The organism is Pseudomonas sp. RGM2987 (assembly GCF_022952855.1).
Classification (GTDB): domain Bacteria; phylum Pseudomonadota; class Gammaproteobacteria; order Pseudomonadales; family Pseudomonadaceae; genus Aquipseudomonas.
Map to the genome: position 1 here is coordinate 84,687 of NZ_JALJDX010000212.1, position 23,650 is coordinate 108,336.

The following is a 23,650-nucleotide window of genomic DNA, read 5'->3' on the forward strand; positions in this document are numbered from 1 at the left end:
GAGTCAGGCAGTTACTGGATTGACGCCATTGTGCGACGAGCCTGCGCCATGCCGAGATTGACCGGCGATATTCATACTCACACACCGATACTGGCGGTCGTTGACCCCCGTGGGCTGGCGGTGCGGGCGGTTGCTTATTGCCGTTCCGTCGAAGAGGCGGAACCTGAAGAACGGATCAACCGCAGTGCCTATGACGCCATGGGGCGCCTGATCGAGCAGTGGGATCCCAGGCTGTGGGCACTCAGAGCAGAAGATGCCGCGACACCGGCTAACCTGATCAATCGCTATTCACTGTCCGGGAAGGTATTGGGTTCGATCAGTGTCGATGCAGGTGAGCGAATCAGCCTGTTCGGCGATGGCGATCAACCGGTCCAAACCTGGGACAGCCGAGAGACTGAGCGACGGGTCGAATACGACGATCTGCTGCGTCCACTGGCCGTTTACGAACAGGGCAAAGGCCAAGCCTCGCGTTGCACCGAACGGTATGAATACGCTGATGCCAGTGCCGATTTCGCCGCTCACAACCAATGCGGGCAAGTGATCCGACACGATGATCCTGCGGGCACCCAGAAGTTGGACGAGTATGCGCTGAGCGGGGGCGTGCTCAAGCAGACCCGGCGCTTTTTGCGCTCGCTGGAAATGCCGGATTGGCCGCATGGGTTGCCGGAGCGCGATGTACTGCTGGAACCTTCGGAGCAGGCGGCGACCAGCACAACCCGCTTCAATCCGCTGGGCGATGTGCTGGAACAGGTGGATGCCAAGGGCAATCGGCAACTGTTCGATTACACCGTTGATGGTCAATTATTGGCGAGCCATTTGCACCTGAGCGGTCAGGCCGCGCCTCAAACCCTGGTGAATGCCATTACCTACAGCGCCTACGGCCAAGTTGAACAGGAAACCGCCGGCAACGGTGTGGTCAGTACGCTGACCTATCGTCCTGAAGACGGTCGCCTGACCCGACTTCAGGCTCGACATGGAGCCGAGGCGGCGCTGCAAGACCTGCATTACAACTATGACCCGGTGGGCAATGTGCTGAGTATCGAAGATGCAGCCCTGCCCATTCGCTACTTCGCCAACCAGCGAGTGGAACCGATCAACCGTTATGACCATGACACCCTCTATCAGTTGATCAAGGCGACCGGCTGGGAAGCCGGGAGCGTCAGCCGAGGGCCGCAATTCTACCGCTTCGCAGATCCTCGCGCAGTCGCCAACTATCAGCAAACTTACCATTACGACGCGGGTGGCAACTTGCTGGAACTGGTCCATGTCGGCCCGCAAAGCCACAGCCGCAAGCTGACGGCTGCGCGCTACAGCAACCGTTGCCTGCCCGACCTGAGGGACCGGCCACCGACCGAAGAGGACATTGCCGCCGCTTTTGACGGCAACGGCAATCTGCTGGAACTGCAACCGGGACAAGCCATGAGTTGGGACCTGCGCAATCAATTGCGCGAGGTGCGCCCGGTCGAACGGGAAGGCGGTGACGATGATCGCGAACTGTACTTCTACGGCGGCGATGGAATGCGGCGACGCAAAGTCCGCTGCAGCCAGACCAACGCCCGCTCGTTGATCACAGAGGTTCGCTATTTGCCAGGTCTGGAAATCCGTACTCGCGAAGGTACGGGCGAAGTGTTGCAAGTGATCTGCGTGCAGGCCGGACGCAGCGCCATGCAGGTGTTGCACTGGGAAACCGCACCGCCCTCCGGCATGAGCAACGATCAGTATCGCTACAGCCTGACCGACCATCTGGGTTCCAGCAGCTTGGAGTTGGACAGCGATGCCGAGGTGATCAGCAGGGAAATCTATCATCCCTATGGCGGTACGGCCTGGTTTGCCGGGCGAAGTGAGGTGGAAGCCAGTTATAAGACCGTGCGTTATTCGGGGAAAGAGCGGGATGCGACGGGGCTTTATTATTATGGGTTCAGGTATTACGCGAGTTGGTTGCAGCGGTGGATTAATCCGGATCCGGCTGGACCAATAGAGGGATTGAATTTTTTTAAAATGCTTAAAAACTCCCCCATTAACCATATAGATATAGAGGGAGGAAATAGTTATGACGTTATGAACGAACAAGAAGCATTGAGTGAGATTAACCTTGGGGCGCGGATCTTATCCCGCGGACTTGGAAATTTTCCAACTCACATTCAAAAAAAGGTCCAAGGTGCTATGGAACTCGGCCACGCCTGGCTGGATGAAACAATTGCAGACTTGAACTCGCAAGAAACCACTCTTTTTACAACCAAGGTGATGAAGTATATTTTTGGCTCAGACTATTCACTACCAGAAAACGACCCAGCAGGTTTAAAGGACCAGTTACTGGAAACCATGAAAGAACTGAAAACCTATATGAATCGATTAAGCACTGATGAAAACTGGAGGTTGTCGCTGACTGAGGTTGCCAGCCAAAGCTTTTCGGGAGTTACCGTTGATACGGCGGTTCAAGGCAACTCGATTTGGCTGAGTCGGTCGTATATCGAAAACACCCACCCTGTTGGGTTAGCATCGACCATCTTACATGAAGCAACTCATTCTATGAGATCATTTAGTGACCGTGATTTCATCGATGACTTTTGGTATGTAGGCAAAGAAGCACCGAAGGCCAGCGCCACACCTGATGAGATCGATAGTTATATCTTTCAATCCTTGAACTCATCTTTCTATCGCGTACGCAATGGATCGACTAATATTGAGCCTCCTTCCGAACTTAGCATGGGAGCGAGAACACGAGAAAATTATATACGACTAATTAACTCCGCCTTGAACGAAGTCGGCGAAAGACCCACATCAACCAGCGGTGAAAGGGCAAATATTTACCGAGAGGAAACCGGATTGCGCCAGTCCATTATCTTGCGAAACGCTGACTCCTTGACAACGATATTAAAAGTTCGGCACCGAACATAGACGCAGTAATACGTAGCAGAGGCTGTGAGTGGGGCTTACAACCCAACCAACCGCCCCGCCAACGCCTTGGCCTGACTCGCCACATCAGTCACAGCGGTACTTTCCCACCACATCCCCCGCAGCGGCGGACCCATGGCGAACAGCCGCTCGGCGGGTTCGCCTCGGGCGTTGAGTACCGCGCCGTCGGGCCTTGCGGCGATGCCCAGGGCCAGCGGGCCGGGTTGGATCATACCGCGAGCCAGCAGCTGCTGCGGCAACGGTCGCGCCACACGCCGCCAGTCATATTCGATGCCACTGGAGTTGATCAACGCAGCGCCCTGCACCACCGTTGTTCCAGCTTCGCCGCGCCGGCGGATGCGAATCCCCACCGTTCCTTCGGAACACGCCACCAACCCTTTGAACGACGCTGCTTGAATCCGCAACCGCCCTTCCTGGTGCAAACGTGCAACCAGTTCGGCGCTCAACGGCGGCGAGCGATGGTGATGGCTCTCCCACCATGGGCGGATATGCCGCACGAACTGCCGGCGCTGCACATCGCTGGCCTGGCTCCACAAGCGCCCGATATGGGCACGTACCGTGTCCAGCGGAGCCTGCCAATCGATGCCTTGAGCCTGGGCCTGACGGCATTGCTGGCGCAACGCGCGCATCAGTTGGCGTGGCGAACGCAGGCTGTGATCTTCGGCGAGGAAATCCACCCATGTGGGCGGTTGGCGGCGCACATGCGGCAACAGCCCATGGCGGGAAAATATTTCGATGGGACCACGGTGCCCGGCCTGTTCCAGGGACACCACGGCATCGACCATGGTCAGCCCCGAGCCGATGATCAGCACCGTGGACTGCGGATCGAGCTGGCGCATCGCAGCCACATCCCACGGGTCGAGGGCGGCTGCGTTCAAGCCGCTGGACTCGGTTTGCGGCGTCCGCGCAGCCGGGAACATGCCCGTCGCCAACACGGCGAAATGCCCGCGCAAGGCCTGGCCGTCAGCCAGGGTCAGCAACACCGCGCCATCGGAGAGTTGCAGATCCACCACCTCCCCACGCACGTGCTCGGCCACGGAGCCGTGCTGTGCGCCGACCGCCCGGGCCTCGTCCAGGCGCTGCTGCGCATACAGCCCGAATATTCCCCGCGGCGGAAACAGCTCGCTGACCGGCACGTGCTGCTGGTCCGACTCGGGCCAGCCGCCGGCCTCGATGAAGGCGGTGAGCCATTGGGTCAGGTCATCGGCATTGTCCGGGTCGACGCTCATCCGCGCCGCGTTGCCGTTCAACGTGTGGCCCAGCTCCACGGCGCTGTAGGCCTCGCCTCGGCCCAGTTCGCTGCGTGGCTCTATGATCAGCACCTTGCGCCGCCCCGGAAGACGCAGCAATTGCGCCGCCATCAGCGCACCGCTCAGGCCGCCGCCGATAATCAGGATATCCGCGTGTTGCTCCGGTGCTGTGTGCATACCGCTCCCCAAGGAATCAAATCACCACGTTGCGTACGAATCTCGCCGCCACCGGGCCGTCATTACGATAGGCGTGGGGCTGGTTGCTGGCGAACATGAAGAATTCACCGGCGCTGATCCGCCGCTCTTCATTGCCCAACAGCAGCGTCAGGCAGCCCTCGAAGACATACAGCTGTTCGCTCCAGCCATCGGCGTCAGGCTCAGAAGGATAATGCTCTCCCGGCTCCAGGCGCCATTCCCAGAGCTCGACTTCACGGCTGGCGGTGGCTTTAGCCAGCAACACCGCTTTACTCCCTGGGATCGCACCGGCCCAGGCCAGCTCGTTGATGCGGCTCGGGTCGCGAGCGTCAGGGGCCTGGATCAGGTCGCTGAAAGCCACGTCCAAGGCTTCGGCGACCCGGTCGAGGGTGGTCAGGCTGACATTTTTTTCGCCGGCCTCGATCGCCACCAGCATCCGCCGACTGACCCCGGAGCGCTCCGCCAGCGCCGTCTGGCTGAGCTGCGCGGCGTGCCGCAAACGGCGGACATTCTGGCTGACGTGTTGCAGGACGGACGCCCGCTGGCCGATATCTTTGTGCACTATATTGCTCACGTGGTAGGGCTGCGCATTATACTGCCCAACTTCGGACGCATTGTGCGTCCGCCTCAAGTGGCGCGCAAGGTCATGGCAACAGTGAACTCCCCTCAGGCTTCTTCCCGTTTTGCAAAATTCAGCAAGGCTGAATGCGTGCTGGTGCTGATTACCATGATCTGGGGCGGGACCTTCCTGCTAGTGCAGCACGCCATGACGGTCAGCGGACCGATGTTTTTCGTTGGCCTGCGGTTCGCCGCCGCAGCGGGGTTCGTGGCGCTGTTCTCCTGGCGGCACCTGCGCAACCTGACCCTGTTCGAACTCAAGGCTGGCGCGTTCATTGGCGTGGCGATCATGCTCGGCTATGGCTTGCAGACCGTCGGCCTGCAAACCATCCCCAGCAGCCAGTCGGCGTTCATCACCGCGCTGTACGTGCCCTTCGTGCCCTTGTTGCAATGGCTGGTGCTGGGCCGCCGGCCGGGCTTGATGCCGAGCATCGGCATCATGCTGGCGTTCACCGGGTTGATGCTGGTCTCGGGGCCGGCAGGCGCTTCGCTGAATTTCAGCGCCGGTGAAATTGCCACGCTGATCAGCGCCATCGCAATTGCCGCCGAGATCATCCTGATCAGCGCCTATGCCGGCCAGGTCGATGTGCGCCGGGTCACCGTGGTGCAACTGGCAAGCACCGCCGTCCTGGCATTCCTGATGGTGGTGCCGACCCAGGAAACGATTCCCGGGTTTTCCTGGCTGCTGCTCGCCAGCGCCGTCGGCCTGGGCGCCGCCAGCGCGGCGATTCAAGTGGCAATGAACTGGGCGCAGAAAAGCGTCTCGCCCACCCGCGCCACGCTGATCTATGCCGGCGAGCCGGTGTGGGCCGGCATCGCCGGGCGCCTGGCGGGCGAACGCCTGCCGGCGATTGCCTTGTTCGGCGCAGTGTTGATCGTGGCGGCGGTGATTGTCAGTGAATTGAAGACCCGGAACAAAGTGGCAGTCGACGTGAACGAGGGGCTGGAGCGCGAGGGCTGAAAACCTGCGAAGTCAGAAAACTCCACCTATCTTGTAGGATTCTGCGACACCCTCGCGGTTGGTGATCCGGGTCAGGGCACGTATGATCCTTGAGAACCTACCGCCGAATAGAAGCCTATGTCACTGATAGTTCTATTGCTTTTACCCTTCATCGGCAGCTGTGTCGCGGCGCTGCTGCCGCATAACGCCCGTAACGCCGAATCGCTGCTGGCGGGCCTCGTTGCCCTGGTCGGCGCCGTTCAGGTGGCCTTGTGGTACCCGCAGATCGCCGACGGCGGTGTGATCCGCGAAGAATATTCCTGGCTGCCGAGCCTCGGCCTGAACTTCGTGTTGCGCCTGGACGGTTTCGCCTGGCTGTTTTCGTTGCTGGTGCTGGGCATCGGTACGCTGGTGTCGTTGTATGCGCGCTACTACATGTCGCCGGATGATCCGGTGCCGCGCTTCTTTGCGTTTTTCCTGGCGTTCATGGGCGCCATGCTCGGGCTGGTGATATCCGGCAACCTGATCCAGATGGTGTTTTTCTGGGAACTGACCAGCCTGTTCTCGTTTTTGCTGATCGGCTACTGGCACCACCGCGCCGACGCCCGACGTGGCGCGTACATGGCGCTGATGGTGACCGGGGCCGGCGGCCTTTGCCTGCTGGCGGGAGTCATGCTGCTCGGCCATGTGGTGGGCAGCTATGACCTGGACCAGGTCCTGGCCGCCGGCGAGCTGATCCGCGCCCATGCCCTCTACCCCATCCTGCTGGCGCTGATCCTGATCGGCGCCTTGAGCAAAAGCGCCCAGTTTCCGTTCCATTTCTGGCTGCCCCACGCCATGGCCGCGCCGACGCCGGTGTCGGCGTATCTGCACTCGGCGACCATGGTCAAGGCCGGGGTGTTCCTGCTGGCGCGGTTATGGCCGTCGCTGTCGGGCAGTGAACAATGGTTCTACATTGTCGGCGGTGCGGGGGCCTGTACGCTGATGCTCGGCGCCTACTGCGCAATGTTCCAGAACGACCTCAAGGGCCTGCTGGCCTACTCCACCATCAGCCACCTCGGCCTGATCACCCTGCTGCTGGGCCTCAACAGTCCGCTGGCGGCGGTGGCGGCGGTGTTTCATATCCTCAACCACGCCACCTTCAAGGCCTCGCTGTTCATGGCCGCCGGGATCATCGACCATGAAAGCGGCACCCGCGACATCCGCAAGCTCAGTGGCCTGGTGCGACTGATTCCGTTCACCGCGACCCTGGCCATGGTCGCCAGCGCGGCCATGGCCGGGGTGCCGCTGCTCAACGGCTTCTTGTCCAAGGAAATGTTCTTCGCCGAAACCGTGTTCATTTCCGCCACGGCCTGGGTCGAACTGGCGCTGCCGATCATCGCCACCATCGCCGGGACCTTCAGCGTCGCCTACTCCCTGCGCTTTACCGTGGACGTGTTCTTTGGCCCCACCGCCACCGACCTACCGTTGATACCCCACGAGCCACCGCGCTGGATGCGCGCGCCGGTGGAGCTGCTGGTGTTCACCTGTCTGCTGGTGGGGATTTTCCCGGCCCAGGTGGTCGGCTCGCTGTTGGCGGCGGCTGCATTGCCGGTGGTCGGCGGCGCGTTGCCCCAGTACAGCCTGGCGATCTGGCATGGCCTGAACGCGCCGATGATCATGAGCCTGGTGGCGATGTCCGGCGGCATCGTGCTGTACCTGCTGTTGCGTAAACAATTCAAGCAAGGGCACATCAAGCACCCGCCGTTCGTTGGCCGGTTCAGTGGCAAGCGCCTGTTCGAACGCTGCCTGGTGCTGATGATGCGCCAGAGCCGGCGCCTGGAGCGGCGGATCAGCACTCGGCGCTTGCAGGCCCAATTGTTCTGGCTGGTGCTGGCCGCGGTGCTCGCCGGCTTGATCCCGATGCTGCACAGCACGCTGGTGTGGGGCGAGCGGCCGAAGATTCCCGGATCCATCGTGTTCGTCACCCTGTGGTTGCTGGCGATCGTCTGCGCCCTGGGCGCGGCCTGGCAGGCCAAGTACCATCGGCTCGCGGCCCTGACCATGGTCAGCGTCTGCGGCCTGATGACCTGCGTGACCTTCGTCTGGTTCTCGGCCCCCGACCTGGCCCTGACCCAACTGGTGGTGGAAGTGGTCACTACCGTGCTGATCCTGCTGGGTCTGCGCTGGCTGCCACGGCGGATCGAGGACGCCTTGCCGCGCCCCAACAGCGAGCGGCGGGCGCGCGTGCGTCGCCTGCGGGACTTGCTGCTGTCCATCGCCGTGGGCGGCGGCATGGCGCTGTTGTCCTACGCGATGCTGACGCGCCAGACGCCTAACGATATCTCCTCGTTCTACCTCAGCCGAGCGCTGCCCGAGGGCGGGGGCAGCAACGTAGTGAACGTGATGCTGGTGGATTTCCGCGGATTCGACACCCTGGGGGAAATCACCGTGTTGGTGGCGGTGGCCCTGACGGTGTTCGCCCTGCTGCGACGTTTCCGCCCGCCGAAAGAGAGCATGCAGCTTCCGGCGCAACAACGCTTGCTGGCGCCGGATGTGGTCACCGACCTGGTCAACCCGCGTCACGCCAGCGACACCGCCCTGGGCTTCATGATGGTGCCCTCGGTGCTGGTGCGGCTGCTGCTGCCAATCGCCCTGGTGGTGTCGTTCTACCTGTTCATGCGCGGCCACAATCAACCGGGTGGCGGCTTCGTCGCCGGGCTGGTGATGTCGGTGGCGTTCATCCTCCAGTACATGGTGGCCGGCACCCAATGGGTCGAGGCGCAGATGAGCCTGCGGCCGCTGCGCTGGATGGGCACCGGGCTGTTGTTCGCCACGACGACGGGGCTGGGGGCGATGGCCGTGGGTTATCCATTCCTGACCACCCACACCTGGCACTTCAAGCTGCCGTTGCTGGGGGACATTCACCTGGCCAGTGCGCTGTTTTTCGACATCGGCGTGTATGCGGTGGTGGTCGGCTCGACCCTGCTGATCCTCACCGCCCTCGCCCACCAATCGGTGCGCGCACATAAACCGGGCCTGCAAGCCAGATCCGCCGCCCCCCTCAAAGGAGCCACGGCCTGATGGAAGAAGTCATCGCAATCGCAATCGGCGTCCTGGCCGCCTCCGGAGTCTGGCTGGTGTTGCGGCCACGGACCTTTCAGGTGGTGATGGGCCTGTGCTTGCTGTCCTACGGTGTGAACCTGTTCATCTTCAGCATGGGCAGCCTGTTCATCGGCAAGGAACCGATCATCAAGAACGGCGTACCCCAGGACCTGTTGCACTACACCGATCCGCTGCCTCAGGCCCTGGTGCTGACCGCCATCGTCATCAGCTTCGCCATGACCGCGCTGTTCCTGGTGGTGCTGCTGGCGTCACGGGGCTTGACTGGCACTGACCATGTGGACGGTCGGGAGCCCAAGGAATGATCTTGACGCCTCATCTGATCGCCGCGCCCATCCTGCTACCGCTGCTGACCGCCGCGTTGATGCTGATGCTGGGGGAGAAACACCGCCCGCTCAAGGCAAAGATCAACCTGTTCTCCACCCTTCTGGGCCTGGGCATTGCCGTGCTGTTGCTGGTCTGGACCCGGGACCAGGCCCTGCCGGCGTCCATCGGTGTGTACCTGCCCGGCAACTGGCAAGCGCCGTTTGGCATTGTATTGGTGGTGGATCGCCTGTCGGCGCTGATGCTGGTGCTGACCGGCATTATCGGCGTCAGCGCCCTGCTGTTCGCCACCGCCCGCTGGGACCGGGCCGGGGCGAGTTTCCATGCGCTGTTCCAGATCCAGTTGATGGGCCTCTACGGGGCGTTCCTGACGGGGGATCTGTTCAACCTGTTCGTGTTTTTCGAAGTGCTGCTGGCGGCGTCCTACGGCTTGATGCTGCATGGCTCGGGCCGGGCGCGGGTGTCGTCGGGGCTGCATTACATCTCCATCAACCTGCTGGCCTCCTCGCTGTTCCTGATTGGCGCGGCGCTGATCTATGGCGTCACCGGCACCTTGAACATGGCCGACCTGGCCTTGAAGGTGCCGCTGGTGCCGGAAGCCGACCGCGGCCTGTTGCACGCTGGCGCGGGTATCCTGGCGGTGGCGTTCCTGGCGAAAGCCGGCATGTGGCCGTTGAATTTCTGGCTGGCGCCGGCCTATAGCGCCGCCAGCGCGCCGGTGGCGGCGCTGTTTGCGATCATGACCAAGGTCGGCGTCTACACCCTACTGCGCCTGTGGACACTGCTGTTTTCCGGCCAGGCCGGTGCCTCAGCATATTTCGGCGCCGACTGGCTGGTCTACGGCGGCATGGCGACCATCGGCTGCGCGGCCATTGCGATCCTCGCCGCCCAGCGCCTGGAGCGCATGGCGAGCCTGAGCATCCTGGTCTCGGCCGGGATCCTGCTGTCGGCCATCGGCTTTGCCCAGCCTAACCTGGTGGGCGCGGCTTTGTTTTATCTGGTGAGTTCGACCCTGGCGCTCTGCGCGCTGTTCCTGCTGGCCGAGCTGATCGAACGCTCGCGCTCGGCCAACGAGCTGCCCCTGGACGACGACTTCGACACGCTGCCAAGGCCGCTGGAGTCCCTGCAACCGCCCAAAGGCACCAACCTCGATGACGAACAGAAAGCCGTGGTCGGCCAGGTGATCCCGTGGACCATGGCCTTCCTTGGCTTGAGTTTTATTTTCTGCGCGCTGCTGATCATCGGCATGCCGCCGCTCTCGGGGTTCATCGGCAAGCTGGGCCTGTTGAGCGCCCTGCTCAATCCCCACGGGCTCGGGGCGAGCGCCGGTGAGCCGGTGTCGTACCAGGCCTGGGGCCTGCTGGCGCTGTTGATCCTGTCGGGCCTGGCCTCGTTGATCGCCTTCTCCCGCCTGGGCGTCCAGCGGTTCTGGACGCCCCAGGAGCGCCCGTCGCCGTTGCTGCGACCGTTCGAGTGCCTGCCGATCATCGTGCTGCTGGGCCTGGGCATCGCCCTGACATTCAAGGCCGAGCCGCTGCTGCGCTACACCCAGTCCGCCGCCGATGCGCTGAATACCCCGGAACATTACGTGATGTCGGTGCTCGCCACCCGTGCAATTCCCAACCCCGAGGCCAGCGCCGCATTGCAGGAGCTGCAACCATGAAGCGCCTGTTTCCCGCACCCTGGCTGTCCCTGGCGCTCTGGCTGTTGTGGCTGGTGTTGAATGTGTCGCTGAGCCCGGGTCATCTGCTGCTCGGAGCCGCCCTGGGCTTCCTCGCGCCGCTGATGATGCGCCCGTTGCGCCCCCGGCCGATCCGAATCCGTCGACCCTGGGTGGTGCTGCGCTTGTTCCTGTTGGTGGGCCGCGATGTACTGGCCTCCAATCTGGCGGTGGCCTGGGGCGTACTGAACGCCGGTCGCCGCCCGCCGCGCCCGCAGTTCATCAAGGTGCCGCTGGATCTGCACGACGCTAATGGCCTGGCGGCCTTGTCGATGATCACCACGGTGGTTCCGGGAACGGTCTGGTCGGAGCTGGCCCTGGACCGCAGCGTCCTGTTGATGCACGTGTTCGACCTGGAGGACGAGGCGGCATTCATCGCGCACTTCAAGGCCACCTATGAGCGCCCGTTGATGGAGATTTTCCAATGAGCCCGTTGCTGTCCAACGCGATCCTATTGAGCCTGTTCCTGTTCTCCCTGGCGATGGTGCTGACGCTGTGGCGGCTGTTCAAGGGACCTTCGGCCCAGGACCGGGTATTGGCCCTTGACTACCTGTACATCGTGGCAATGCTGATGATGCTGGTGCTGGGCATCCGTTATGCCAGTGACACCTATTTCGAAGCGGCGCTGCTGATCGCCCTGTTCGGCTTTGTCGGCTCGTTCGCCCTGGCCAAATTCCTGTTGCGTGGCGAGGTGATCGAATGACCGACCAATTGTCGATGTGGGTGGAAATTCCGGTGGCGATCCTGCTGGTCTTCAGCAGCGTTTGCGCCTTGATCGGGGCGGTCGGACTGGTGCGCTTGAAGGACTATTTCCAACGCATGCACCCACCTGCCCTGGCATCCACGCTGGGCGCCTGGTGCGTGGCACTGGCCTCGATCATTTACTTTTCAGCCCTCAAGTCCGAACCAGTGCTGCACGCCTGGCTGATCCCGATCCTGCTGTCCATCACCGTACCGGTGACCACCCTGCTGCTGGCCCGGGCGGCGTTGTTTCGCAAGCGCATGGCGGGGGATGATGTGCCGGCGGAGGTGAGCAGTCGCCGGAGCGACTGACCGATCTCTCGGACCGAACACTGCCTGTGTGGCGAGGGAGCTTGCTCCCGCTGGAGGGCGCAGCCCTCCCCAAAAAAAGAACACAATTTGCCTGACACACCGAGGCGTCAGATTTTGGGGCTGCTGCGCAGCCCAGCGGGAGCAAGCTCCCTCGCCACAACAGCGTTCGACCGGGAGTTATCGATTCAAGCCCACGCCACCGTCAGCAACCCTGCCCCCAGCACGACGCACAACGGCGAATAGACCCAGGTATCCAGCCGGGCAAACGTCGATTCCTTGAACTCCTTGAAAAAGCCCACCAGGTTCGACTCGCCAATGGCCCGGGCAAACATCAGCAAGGCAATCGCGCTGATCAGCCATTGCAACGCCCGGTGGGTGACCGGCGGTGCCAACAGGCCGCCCCGCAGGCTCACCAGGACCGCAATCAACAGCAGTGCCAAGGCCACCAGCAGCGTCAACCAGCCCGATGGATCGAATGCCGGGCGTAGCGCCTGCCCTTGCTGCACCGGCACCTGCGGCACCACAGCCAGGGCCGCCCAGCGCCCGCCAAGGGCCCAATACAAATGAATCAAGCTGATGGCCGCAAATATTGCGACCAGCGACCGAGCCACTAAAAGCATCATTCGCCAGCCTCCTGAAAAAGGTTGAACAATCATCCTAGCTCGAATCTGGCATTTCGCCGGACGGGCGCAGAGTGCCCGTTTGCGCTGAAAGACTCATTGCTCAGGATCAAGTGTTCAACCCGCTGGCCCCCGATTGCGCTACAGGGCGGCGGAGACCTTGTCTGCCACCTCCTTGGGCAGCCAGGCTTGCCAGACTTGTGGATGAGCCTTGAGAAAGGCTTCGGCGGCCTCACGGGGCGGCGTGCGTTTCTCGCTCATGTCTGCCAGGGCCTTGTTCAACGGCTCGATGGGCAGGTCGACCTTGCCGAAGAACTCGGTAATGTCCGGGTGCTGCTTCTGGAACGGCGCGGATACGCCAATCGACAGTTTCGATGCCAGGGAACGGGTCGGCTTCGGGTTGGGGTTATCGGCGTCGGTCAGGGTCTTCCAGGCCTCGGCATCGAACGGTGGCTCCTGCAACTGCACCAGCTTGAACCGCCCCAGAAGCGGCGTGGGCGACCAGTAGTAGAACAGGATTGGCTTGCCGCGGCGGATCGATGAGTTGATTTCGGCATCGAGTGCCGCCCCCGAGCCGCTGCGGAAATTGACGAAACTGTCGTCCAGGCCATACGCCTTGAGCTTTTGCTTATTGACCACTTCGGAGGTCCAGCCAATCGGGCTGTTGAGGAAGCGGCCCTTGTCGGGGCTCTCCGGGTCCTTGAACACGTGCTTGTAGCGCGCCAGGTCCTGGACGCTGCGCAAATCCGGCGCCAGCGGCTTGATGCCTTTGGCCGGGTCGCCCTTGATCACATATTCAGGTACCCACCAGCCTTCGGTCGCGCCCTTGACCGTGTCGCCCAGGGCGATCACCTTGCCTTCGGCTTCAGCCTTGACCCACACTGGGCTGCGACCGGCCCACTCTTCGCCGATCACCTGGATATCGTTATTGGCCAGGGCGGTCTCCAGGGTGATGGTGGTGCCCGGCAGTGTGTCGGTCGGTAGCCCATAGCCCTTTTCGACGATGATCCGCAGGATATCGGTGATCAGGCTGCCGCTTTCCCAGTTCAGGTCGGCGAAGTGGATCGGGGCGGACGCCGCGGACGCCGGAAATGGCGAAACCAATACCGCGAGGGTGGCCCAGGCAGCCAACCACTGTCGAACTCGTTTCATGCGTTGCACCTCGTGCCAGTACAGCAATAGCTGAACGGTCCTGCGTCACCGGACGCAAGCCTCTGAATCATTCAGTCAATTGACTGTAGCCGAGGTTCCGGACAGTCCCCGGAAAACAGGGTTTCCAGTTGCGACACAGACGCTACGAGCCAGCCTCCCAGGATGTTCTTACGAACATTAAACGCATCACTCGCTGGCCTTGAAGGTTACCAACTCGCCCTTGCGCCACTTGGCCGCCTTGGCGGTCACGGCCTTCAGGGTCTTGGTCAGGCCTTCCTGCAGTTGTTCGTTGGCCGCGAACACCGTCAACACGCTGTGGCCTTCCTTGAACAGGATCGCATGACCGCCGGGCGTCTCGACAAACGCGTAGTCACCCAACCCATAGACGGTCATTTTGATTTCGCGAAAGCGGATTTCGAACTTGCCACCCTCGCGGCTTGGCAAAACGGAGGCGCGGAAATGATCGCCGACCTTGAGTTCGAGCCTGGGCTTGTCATCCACCACCAGTGCCGACTCCGTGTCGATTTCGGCGACATAAATACCTTCGGCGGTCTGCTCGGTGATGTAGACGAAACGTGACTGGAACTGCTTGACCAGTTTTGCCCGCAGGTCGCCGAGTACAAATAACGCATGCATGTCGAGATTACTTACTGCCAAGGAAACATCCCCATCTTTGAAAACGGCCCGCCCCCTGAAAAGGACGGGCCACGAGAACCCGTGCCGACTGTATTGTCGCAATGGACCTGTAACTGAAATTCGAAGTGAACGGCGTGCCCTGTCCCGGGCCGAGAGCAGACTAAAGGTTGTCACGCTCCCCGTCTTTCCCGTGGAGGCGTCAGAGGCTGAAGGAAAACGCCACTCTGAGCATCGGAAAAGGTGGGACTACTAACTTTAGGGAAATTTCTCACTTAAAAAAGCATTTTTCTGACATCGAGCCTAAAAAAAATTGCTTTAGATAGGCACAGCGCTCCCCACGATGCCGGCGATTCTAGAGCAGCCGGAGGCGCGGACACCACTCCAGATAGCCGGCAATTCGTCGGTAACCCATCGAAAAGGAATTCACATGGCCGCTTTCCCAACCCTGAACTCACCCATCACCCCTTGCTTCGCTGAACCACGCGGCACCTTCAACGGAGCCGATTGTCTGCCAATTTCACTGATTCAGCCGCGTTATCGGGTCGTGCTGGCCGGTAAGTGTTTTTTTCACATTGAGGAAACTTCGACTGGACGTGTAAGAGGATTCCGCACCGATCATAACGAAGCCTGCCACCTGGCCAGGCGCCTGGAACGCAGCGCTTGACCTCCTGCCCCTTTGCCTGAGTCAAATCGAACTCCTGGCGAGCGCCTGCCTCAGATAAAGGAACGCAACCGAAGCGCCATGACGGCGCACGCCAAAGGAGACTCCCAATGGAACAGCCTTCCCACGAACTCAAGACCCTGTTCGACCAACTCGGCCTGCCCTCGGATGGAAAAGCCATCGACGATTTCATCATGGCCCATCCCCTGGAACCGGAAATCAAGCTGGTGGAGGCCGACTTCTGGTCGGACCAGCAGAAGGACCTGCTGCGTGAATGGCTGCTGGCTGACGGGGAAGAAGCGGTGCTGGTGGACCAGTTGAACGTGCGGCTGCACGACGGTAAATAGCCTGGAAGGCCGGAAACTGCCCCCCTGTGGCGTCTGGCCCAGGGGCTGCTACGCAGCCCAACGGGGATAAATCCCCTCGCCACAGGGAGCTTGCTCCCGTTCGGCTGCGCAGCAGTCGCTTGAAAGAAGGCCCGCTGCGCGGTCCAGCGGGAGCTAGCTCCCTCGCCACGGGGTTTTGCGTTCCAACTTGTTCGCGGGCGGTGACCAATCCGTGGCGAGGGATTGCGCATCCTTGCGCGAATGTCTCGGCGTCGCCTTTGTGGCGAGGGAGCTTGCTCCCGCTCGGCTGCGCAGCAGTCGCTTGAAAGAAGGCCCGCTGCGCGGTCCAGCGGGAGCTAGCTCCCTCGCCACAGGTTTTGCGTTTAAGGGTGAGCGTTAACGCGGTTTCTCGGGTTTGTAGCCCAAGCGCAAGCCTCCCCAATGGCGCCCCTTGATCATGATTGGCACCGAAAGGTCGTGCATCAACTCGCCCGTATCGCGGGTATAGGTTTGCAGCAGCACCGGCTGCTGGTGGCTGCCACAGCGAATCCCGGTGCGGTCGGAGAATTTGCGCTTGGTGCGGTTGTTCAGCGTGTCCACTTGGGGATCGCCGGTCAGCGGTTGGCTGAATACGTTGTTGTGGGTCGGCACATAACCCTGCTGTGTGCAGGCAATCGCAAACACCAAGCCTTCGTGGCGGCTGAGCAACGGCTCCTGGATCGTCGGCAGTACCTGGTCGGTGTAGCGGTCGAAACGGGTCTGGTACTTGGCCGGCTGGGTATTGGGAATGGGTTGGTAGTTGCGGTCGAACAAGTCTTCGAGGCTGATCCGACCCTGGTCGATATCGGCCTCGAACTGCGCCGCGATCCGGCTCGCCCCTTCCCGGGCCAGGTCATAGACCCGCTGGTGATAATCGTCCAGGCCCACCTCAGCCAGACGCTCGCTGATGGTTTCGGCCTGGCCTTCCATCTGCACCGCCGCCTCGGCCAGGCGCTGGGTCTGCTGGTCGCTGACGGACAGGTCGCTGCGCATTTGCTCGATAGCATGAAACAGACTGTCCAGTTGTTCGCGATTGGTGTCGGTGCCTTGGGCGATGGCACTGACCTGGGTTTCGACCCCCGCCGCGAGCCGGGCGATGTTTTCCAGGTGCTGGCCGGTGTGCTCGACCTGCTGCACGCCGCTGTCCAGGTCGCCGGCCAATTGGCGGATCTGCTCCACCACCTGGGCGGTGCGCTGCTGGATATCCGCCACCATCACCCCGACCTCGCCGGTCGCCGCCGCCGTGCGTCCGGCCAGGCCGCGGACCTCGTCGGCCACCACCGCAAAGCCACGGCCATGCTCACCGGCCCGCGCCGCCTCGATGGCCGCGTTCAGCGCCAACAGGTTGGTCTGGCTGGCAATCGACTGGATCACCAGGCTGACCCGCTGGATTTCGTCGCTGCGCACGCTCAAGGCTTCGATCAACTCACGGCTGTCGTTGGCCCGCTGGCTGAGCTGGTGCATACGACTGATGGACTCCACCAGTTCGGTGCGCCCGGCCACGCTGCTGCGATGGGCCTCGCTGGCGGCACCCAGGGCCTGTTGGCTGAGTTGTGAGGTGGCCTGTTCAGTGGCGATCATCGATTCGGCGTTGCTGACGATCTGCGCCGCCGCATCGAGCTGCGACTGGACCTTGCCGGCCAATTGCTTGACCGAATAGGCGACACCGGCCGCCGACAAGGCGTTATGGCTGGTGGTGTAGGACAGATCGCGAGTCAGCTCGGCCAGGCTGTCGGTCGAAGGCATTGGTGCTACGGCGATGCGCGAGCGCAGGCGCGGCAGCCAGACGACCAACATGGCCAGCGGCAGGACCAGGTATAAAGACCAACCGCCCAGGGCCATGCCACACAGCAGCAAGGTCAGGGCGAGACTCTGCAAGGTCGGCGTGAGCCAGCGCGCCGTGTTTGTTGCCCCAGGCACCGAGGCCGGCACTGCACTCGCCAGAGATCCGTCTGTCGCCATGTTCGTCACCCACACTTCTCGTTGTTATGACCGCATTAAACGCCACTACCGAGCCATTATCCATGGTCCATTAGTCGTGTTCTTGCAGCAAATCAACGGTAGTAGAGAAACCGCCGGGAGACGAAAACAAAAGATCGCAGCCTTCGACGAAAAGGCTGCGATCCTGGGCTTGGAACGGAATCAGGCCTGACGCTGGTGCTTGTCGATCTGCTCGTGACGTTCCTGGGCTTCGATGCAGTACTTGGTGGTCGGGCTGATCAGCAGGCGCTTGAGGCCGATTGGCTCGCCGCTGTCGTCGCACCAGCCGAAGCTTTCGTCGTTGATGCGATCCAGGGCCTGCTCCAGTTGGGGCAGCATGCGCTGGTCGCGATCGATGGCGTTGACCAGCCAGGTGCGCTCTTCTTCTACGGAAGCAGCGTCGGCCGGGTCAGCCGGGGAATCCAGGCTCTCAATGGCGATTCGGTTCTGTTCGATGCGCTCGTGGGTTTCGACTTTCATGTTCTGCAACAGCTTGGTGAAGAAGGCCAGCTGCTCGGCATTCATGTAGTCATCCGCCGGCATGGCCAGCAACTTTTCCTTTGTCATTGATATCTCTATAAAAAACGTGCATTAAGGCGAATTATGGAGCGTCCCGCAGCGCAGCAGCCACGCTCATCGGGAAAGGCGCCGTCGATTCCAAGCGCCACCCGGCACTCAATTTACGAGGGGCGGCAGTCTAAGGCCGAGTCGAGGCGTCAGCAACTGAAAACGTAGGGAAAATGTCCGACAAGCCCTTCAAATGTTTTCTGACAAGCTCTTGGCGATCATCGGAGTGCGTTTATAACAAGAAATTCGTCGTAATGGCTGTATTAAGAAGACAAATGGCAACGCCACGCGGGTCAGGCGTGGCGCTTTGTCGCAGCGAACCGACGTTTAGCGTTTGAGTTTACGTTTGTTGCGGTACTGGTCGATGACCACGGCCACCACGATGATCAAGCCCTTGATGATGTCCTGGATGTAGGCATCGACGCCGACAAAGGTAAACCCGCTGGCCATCACCCCGAGGATCAGCGCGCCGATCACGGTCCCGGTGATGCGCCCCACCCCACCCGCCAGGCTGGTGCCGCCGATCACCGCGGCGGCAATCGCGTCCAGCTCGTAGGACATGCCCATGCCGGCCTGCCCGGTTGCCGCCCGCGCCGAGGCGACCACCCCGGCCAACCCCGCGAGCAGCCCGGCGATGCTGTACACGATCACCAGATGGCGCTTGACGTTGATGCCCGAGGTGCGTGCCGCCTGCATGTTGCCGCCAATGGCATAGGTGTATTTGCCGTACTTGGTGTAGCGCAAGGCGATGTGAAAAATCACCGCCACCACCAGGAAAATGATCACCGGCATCGCGCCATGGCCGATGGCGGTGTAGGAATCGGACAACATGCTCACCGGCTGGCCTTCGGTGTAATAGCGCGCCAGGCCACGGGCCGAGACCATCATGCCGAGGGTGGCAATAAACGGCGGGATGCCCGTGACCGCAATAATGCTGCCGTTGATCGCGCCCGCCAGCAGCCCCACGCCGAGCCCCGCCGCCACCGGTATCCACACCGGCAAGTCGGTCAGCGAGGGGAATACCGCCCGGGCAAAGTCCGAGGTCTGGGCCAGGCTGGCAGCGATCATGGCCGACAGCGCCAGTACCGAGCCGGATGACAGGTCGATGCCGGTGGTGATGATCACCTGGGTCACGCCGATGGCCAGCAGGCCGATGATCGACACTTGCAGGATCATCAGCACCAGGCGCTGGGAGTTCATCAGGAAACTCTGGTCGCGCATGATCCAGCCAAACAGTTCGAACACCAGGCCGATGCCGATCAGCACCAGGAAGATACTCAGTTCCGTCGGCAGGCGCCGACGCGTCCTGGCCGGGGCGGCCGCGGGTTTGTTTTCCAGTATCGCGTTCATAGCCATCCACCTTTTTTGTTCTTTGGCGAGGGAGGGTCCTTGCCGGGATGTGTAGCGGCCCATGGACCAGGGCCGCTTTGCGGCCCAGCGGGAGCAAGCTCCCTCGCCACAATTGTGCTCGACTTTATTTTTTGAACTGGCTGCGTCAGGCCAGGCCCGAAGCCAGTTGCATGACCCGCTCCTGGGTCGCCTCGCTGCGGTCGAGGGTGCCCATCAGGTCGCCTTCGTGCATCACCAGCACCCGGTCGCTCATGCCCAGCACCTCCGGCAGCTCCGAGGAAATCATGATGACTGCCATGCCTTCGCTGGCGAGGTAGGCAATCAGCCGGTAGATCTCGGCCTTGGCACCGACGTCGATGCCACGGGTCGGCTCGTCGAGGATCAGGATCCGCGGGTTGGTCATCAGCCAGCGGGCGAGCAAGGCCTTCTGTTGATTGCCGCCGGACAAGGTGTCGATGCATTGTTCCAGGGACGGGGTCTTGACCCGCAGCTTCTTGCACATTTCTTCGCACAAGGTGCGCAGGGCTTTCTGCTGGATGAAACCGTTGCCGACGTAATGCGGCAGCACGGCCATTTCCATGTTTTCCAGCACCGACAGGCACGGGAACAGGCCGCTGAGCTTGCGATCCTCGGTCAACAGGGCGAAGCCCTTCTCGATCGCCATGTGCGGGTCGCTGATGCGCACCGGTTGGCCGTCCAGGAGGACTTCACCGCCGGTCGCCGGGGTCACGCCGAAAATAGCCTCCGCCACGTTGGTCCGGCCCGAGCCCATCAACCCGGCGATGCCGAGGATTTCCCCGGCATGCAGGTCAAAAGACACGCCTTTGAACACGCCGTCCAGGCTCAAGTCGCGCACCGACAGCACCTGCTCGCCGATTGGCTTTTCCCGCTCCGGGAACAATTGGCTCAATTCACGCCCGACCATCATCGAGATCAGGCTGTCGCCGTCCATGCTGTCGGCCCGTTGCAGGCCGATGTAGGCGCCATCGCGAAACACCGCCACTTCGTCGGCGATGGCGAACACTTCGTTCATTTTATGGGTGATGTAGATGATGCCTTTGCCCTGGGCCTTGAGGTCGGCAATGATCGAAAACAGATGGGCCACTTCAGTTTCGGTGATCGCCGAAGTCGGCTCGTCCATGATCAGGATGTCGGAGTCGTAGGACACCGCCTTGGCAATCTCGACCATTTGCCGCTCGGCGATGCTCAGGTTGCCCACCTGCTCCTCGGGGTCGAGGTTGATTCGCAGGCGCTCCAACAACCGGGCGGTGCACCGATGCATCTCGCCATGGTCGATCATGTGCAGGCTGTTGAGTTGCTCGCGGCCGATCCAGATGTTCTCGGCGATGCTCATGTGCGGCATCAGGTTCAGTTCCTGGTGGATCATCGCAATGCCAGCCTGCAAGGCCGCCAGGGGCGTGTCGAAGGCCACCGGCTTGCCCCGCAGGCGCAGCTCACCGGCGTCCGGCTGGTAGATGCCGGCGATGATCTTCATCAGGGTCGATTTGCCTGCGCCGTTTTCCCCCATCAAGGCCAGCACGGAACCGGGGCGTACCCGCAGTTGAACATCGGACAGGGCCACCACACCGGGGAAGCCTTTGCTGACATTGACGACTTCCAGCAGGTACGGCTCGTCAGGTAGGGCGTGCGGCTGGGCAAACGTTGCCGGGGCGCTCGATGCTATCGCTGAAGCGAACATGATCAGGTACTCCCTCGGCAAGGTCGGCGTGGCGACCTTGCCTGCTTGTTATTGTGGTGAGGCCTTACTTGAATTGATCAACGTTTTCCGGGGTGATCAGGCGATACGGCACCCAGACGGCCTGCTCGACCGGCTGTTTCTTGACCATTTTCACCGCCGTATCGATCGAGCCATCGGCTTGGCCCTTGGCGTCCTGGAACACCGAGACGGTCATTTCGCCTTTCTTGATCGCATTCAAGCCGTCCGGCGTACCGTCGACCCCGGCGATCAACACGCTGCCCTTCTGGGTGCCCGCCTGCTTGAGGGCCATGGCCGCGCCAATCGCCATTTCATCGTTGTTGGCGACCACCGCCTGGAACTCGCGGCCCTGGGTCAGCCAGTCGTTGACCAGGGTCATGCCCTTGTCCCGCAACCAGGTGCCGGTCTGCTCCTGCTCGATCTTGATGCCGGGGTACTTGGCCAGCACTTCCTTGACGCCCTTGGTACGGTTGGTGGTGGAGTTGTTGGCGAGGTCACCCAGCAGGATCACGATGTCACCCTTGCCGCCCATTTTGTCGGCCAGGTATTGCATCTGCATGCGCCCGGCTTCCAGGTCATCGGAGGCGACCGTCACCACGCCTGCCGGCAGTTTCAGGTCATCAGGCCGGCGGTTGACGTAGACCAGTGGAATCCCCGCGGCCACGGCGGCTTTGGTGATACGCGCGGTGGCAGCGGTGTCGACGGGATTGACGATGATGGCGTCGACCTTCTGGCTGATGAAGCTTTCCACCTGGCTCAGTTGCTTGACCACATCGCTGCGGGCGTCCTCGAACTGCAAGGCGACCCCGTCCGGAAACGACTTGGCCTTCTTGTCCATGGATTCGCGCAGGTAGGTCAGCCAGGTGTCATCGAACTGGGACATGCTGACGCCGATCTTCAGGTCCGCCAGGGCAGCGCCGCTGGTGAGCATCAACGACAGGGCCAGCGAGGCGATACGGGTCTTGGTCTTCATGAACGGTCTTTCTCCACATTCTTGTTGGTTTTATGGATAAGGCGTGGCGGATCAGCAGCGGGGCAAGCGCACGATAGGCGCACCGGGCATGCAGCACACCACGGCGCCCTTGCGCTGGATGCACAGGGATTCGAACAGAGGAAGGATCGCAGACAGGCGGAGCAACTTGCATGCAGAACGGCTGAAGGTTTTCATCGACGGTACCTGCTGTGTTTCTTGTTTTTGTTTAATTCCTACCCATTGAGGCAAGCTTGCGTGGGCAGGAAAGGATGTCGGTAACCTGGAAACGACTTTATTGGAAAATATTTTCCACATCAACTCATTTTAGAATTTATTTCGTTTTTTATTCCATGGCCCACGGGCCCGGGTAAAACCACTACTTCACCCTGCTCGGCGCTTTGCCTAGCAGCGTCGAGAATGCGCGTATTCGCCAGGGCGTCCCGGGCTTCTACCGGCAAGGGACCGGCGCCTTGCAATGCCGTTTGCAGCTGTTGATAGAAGGTCATCCAGCAACCCCGTTGCGAGGCCACGCGCTCGCGCTCGGCGCCCTGTTCGAACCAGCCCCAGCGCCGGTGTTCTTCGGCACCCCAGCGTTCGCCTTCGGTCGCCGGGCTCAAGCCGGCCAGTGCCTGGGCCTCCTGGCCGTCCAGGCCTTCGACGGTATAGCAACCACCGGTGCCGCTGACGCGAAAGCGTGGACGCGGAGCGTTCTGCAAGCAGCGGCCGCTCAAATGGGAAACCACGCCACTGACGTGGGCCAGGGACAAGAAGAAACCGTTGTCAAACACTTGGCCTGGCTGACGATAATCGAGTTCGGCGTAGACCCGCGCCGCCGGCCCGAACAGTTGCAGCGCCTGGTCCACCAGATGGCTGCCGAGATCGCGCAGCAATCCGCCTCCGCTGGCCTTGCCAACCGATGACGGCGAGTAGCGCTCGATGCTCGATTCGAAACGCATGACCTGCCCCAGGGCGCCGGAGGCCAGGAGCTTGCGTAAGGTCAGGAAATCGGAATCCCAGCGACGGTTCTGGTAGACGCTCAATGGCACGTTGCGCTGTTCAGCAGCGTGCACCATCGCTTCGGCCTCTGCGGCGTCATGGGCGAAGGGTTTGTCGCTGACCACCGCCACGCCCGCCTCGATGACTTGCATCACCACCGCCGGGCGCGCGTCCAGCGGCGTCGACACCACCACCGCATCCACACCGGCGGCGAGCAGTTGTTCAACGCTGTCGAACGCCTGGACGTCCGGGTGATCGCCGGCCAGTTGCTGGCGCCGCTCGGCGGAGCGGGTCACCACACCGACGAACGTCGCCCCCGGCAGACTGCCGATCAGCGGCGCATGAAAAAACCGCCCACCCTTGCCGTAGCCGACCAGTCCGATTCGCATGCAAGCTCCTTATGATTCACTGAATGAACACACCCCCTGTGAGAGCAGGTCCACCTGGGGAAACCCAGTCCCCTGTGGGAGCGGGCTTGCTCGCGAAGGCGGTGGGTCAGTCGACATCAATATTGA

At 61.7% G+C, this 23,650-nt stretch carries 20 protein-coding genes; 9 read left to right on the plus strand and 11 right to left on the minus strand.

The features are described 5' to 3' along the window. Positions 1–48: 48 nt before the first annotated feature. Positions 49–2,898, plus strand: a complete 2,850-nt coding sequence (locus RGM2987_RS20050; RefSeq protein ID WP_245144566.1) for an RHS repeat-associated core domain-containing protein — start codon at positions 49–51, stop codon at positions 2,896–2,898. Positions 2,899–2,933: 35 nt separating this feature from the next. Here RGM2987_RS20050 and RGM2987_RS20055 read toward each other — a convergent pair whose 3' ends face one another. Together RGM2987_RS20055 and RGM2987_RS20060 are read right to left on the minus strand one after the other, a co-directional pair. Beyond that, entirely contained in the window at positions 2,934–4,343 is a 1,410-nt protein-coding gene (locus tag RGM2987_RS20055; protein WP_245144567.1) for an FAD/NAD(P)-binding protein, read from the minus strand. Between the two features lie 16 nt (positions 4,344–4,359). Next, entirely contained in the window at positions 4,360–4,923 is a 564-nt protein-coding gene (locus tag RGM2987_RS20060; protein WP_245144568.1) for an XRE family transcriptional regulator, read from the minus strand. Here RGM2987_RS20060 and RGM2987_RS20065 point away from each other — a divergent pair. The 7 genes from RGM2987_RS20065 (at position 4,918) to RGM2987_RS20095 (ending at position 12,118) form a co-directional block, all read left to right on the plus strand. Continuing rightward, positions 4,918–5,940, plus strand: a complete 1,023-nt coding sequence (locus RGM2987_RS20065) for a DMT family transporter (protein WP_245144569.1) — start codon at positions 4,918–4,920, stop codon at positions 5,938–5,940. The genes RGM2987_RS20060 and RGM2987_RS20065 overlap by 6 nt on opposite strands. 117 nt (positions 5,941–6,057) lie before the next feature. Then, positions 6,058–8,982, plus strand: a complete 2,925-nt coding sequence (locus RGM2987_RS20070; protein ID WP_245144570.1) for a monovalent cation/H+ antiporter subunit A — start codon at positions 6,058–6,060, stop codon at positions 8,980–8,982. Then, positions 8,982–9,326, plus strand: a complete 345-nt coding sequence (locus tag RGM2987_RS20075; RefSeq protein ID WP_038579788.1) for a Na+/H+ antiporter subunit C — start codon at positions 8,982–8,984, stop codon at positions 9,324–9,326. The genes RGM2987_RS20070 and RGM2987_RS20075 overlap by 1 nt, the downstream gene beginning before the upstream one ends. Next, entirely contained in the window at positions 9,323–11,008 is a 1,686-nt protein-coding gene (locus RGM2987_RS20080) for a monovalent cation/H+ antiporter subunit D (RefSeq protein ID WP_245144571.1), read from the plus strand. The genes RGM2987_RS20075 and RGM2987_RS20080 overlap by 4 nt, the downstream gene beginning before the upstream one ends. Beyond that, positions 11,005–11,493, plus strand: coding sequence for a Na+/H+ antiporter subunit E (locus tag RGM2987_RS20085; RefSeq protein ID WP_245144572.1), 489 nt, complete (start codon positions 11,005–11,007; stop codon positions 11,491–11,493). Before RGM2987_RS20080 ends, RGM2987_RS20085 begins: the two co-directional genes overlap by 4 nt. Beyond that, positions 11,490–11,768, plus strand: a complete 279-nt coding sequence (locus RGM2987_RS20090; protein ID WP_003202841.1) for a K+/H+ antiporter subunit F — start codon at positions 11,490–11,492, stop codon at positions 11,766–11,768. The genes RGM2987_RS20085 and RGM2987_RS20090 overlap by 4 nt, the downstream gene beginning before the upstream one ends. Next, positions 11,765–12,118, plus strand: a complete 354-nt coding sequence (locus RGM2987_RS20095; protein WP_245144573.1) for a Na+/H+ antiporter subunit G — start codon at positions 11,765–11,767, stop codon at positions 12,116–12,118. The genes RGM2987_RS20090 and RGM2987_RS20095 overlap by 4 nt, the downstream gene beginning before the upstream one ends. A gap of 185 nt (positions 12,119–12,303) precedes the next feature. Here RGM2987_RS20095 and RGM2987_RS20100 read toward each other — a convergent pair whose 3' ends face one another. From RGM2987_RS20100 to RGM2987_RS20110, 3 genes are all read right to left on the minus strand, one after another. After that, on the minus strand, positions 12,304–12,741 hold the full coding sequence (locus RGM2987_RS20100) for a DUF3995 domain-containing protein (RefSeq protein ID WP_245144574.1): 438 nt from the start codon (positions 12,739–12,741) through the stop codon (positions 12,304–12,306). A gap of 138 nt (positions 12,742–12,879) precedes the next feature. Beyond that, positions 12,880–13,890 (minus strand): ABC transporter substrate-binding protein, encoded by a 1,011-nt coding sequence (locus tag RGM2987_RS20105; protein WP_245144575.1) that lies wholly within the window; start codon positions 13,888–13,890, stop codon positions 12,880–12,882. A 186-nt stretch (positions 13,891–14,076) separates the two neighbouring features. Further along, positions 14,077–14,526 carry a hypothetical protein gene (locus RGM2987_RS20110; RefSeq protein ID WP_245144576.1) on the minus strand — a complete coding sequence of 150 codons (450 nt, stop codon included), beginning with the start codon at positions 14,524–14,526 and terminating at the stop codon, positions 14,077–14,079. Positions 14,527–15,297: 771 nt separating this feature from the next. Between RGM2987_RS20110 and RGM2987_RS20115 the strand changes: the two genes are divergently transcribed. Then, positions 15,298–15,534, plus strand: coding sequence for a DUF2789 family protein (locus RGM2987_RS20115; RefSeq protein ID WP_245144577.1), 237 nt, complete (start codon positions 15,298–15,300; stop codon positions 15,532–15,534). 375 nt (positions 15,535–15,909) lie between these two features. On the opposite strand, the gene RGM2987_RS20120 is transcribed toward RGM2987_RS20115, so the two are convergent. From RGM2987_RS20120 to RGM2987_RS20145, 6 genes are all read right to left on the minus strand, one after another. Then, positions 15,910–17,514 (minus strand): methyl-accepting chemotaxis protein, encoded by a 1,605-nt coding sequence (locus RGM2987_RS20120; RefSeq protein ID WP_245144578.1) that lies wholly within the window; start codon positions 17,512–17,514, stop codon positions 15,910–15,912. A 180-nt stretch (positions 17,515–17,694) separates the two neighbouring features. Further along, positions 17,695–18,099: a TraR/DksA family transcriptional regulator gene (locus tag RGM2987_RS20125; protein WP_024780047.1), complete on the minus strand. Its 405-nt coding sequence runs from the start codon at positions 18,097–18,099 to the stop codon at positions 17,695–17,697. Between the two features lie 327 nt (positions 18,100–18,426). After that, positions 18,427–19,449, minus strand: coding sequence for an ABC transporter permease (locus RGM2987_RS20130; RefSeq protein WP_245144579.1), 1,023 nt, complete (start codon positions 19,447–19,449; stop codon positions 18,427–18,429). 145 nt (positions 19,450–19,594) lie between these two features. Next, complete coding sequence (locus tag RGM2987_RS20135; RefSeq protein WP_245144580.1) at positions 19,595–21,148, minus strand: sugar ABC transporter ATP-binding protein; 1,554 nt, start codon at positions 21,146–21,148, stop codon at positions 19,595–19,597. Positions 21,149–21,212: 64 nt separating this feature from the next. After that, a complete protein-coding gene (locus RGM2987_RS20140) occupies positions 21,213–22,139 on the minus strand; it encodes a sugar ABC transporter substrate-binding protein (RefSeq protein ID WP_245144581.1) in 927 nt (308 codons plus the stop codon). A gap of 314 nt (positions 22,140–22,453) precedes the next feature. After that, the gene (locus RGM2987_RS20145; protein WP_245144582.1) at positions 22,454–23,524 is read right to left on the minus strand and encodes a Gfo/Idh/MocA family oxidoreductase; all 1,071 of its coding nucleotides are present in this window, start codon (positions 23,522–23,524) and stop codon (positions 22,454–22,456) included. Positions 23,525–23,650: the final 126 nt, after the last annotated feature.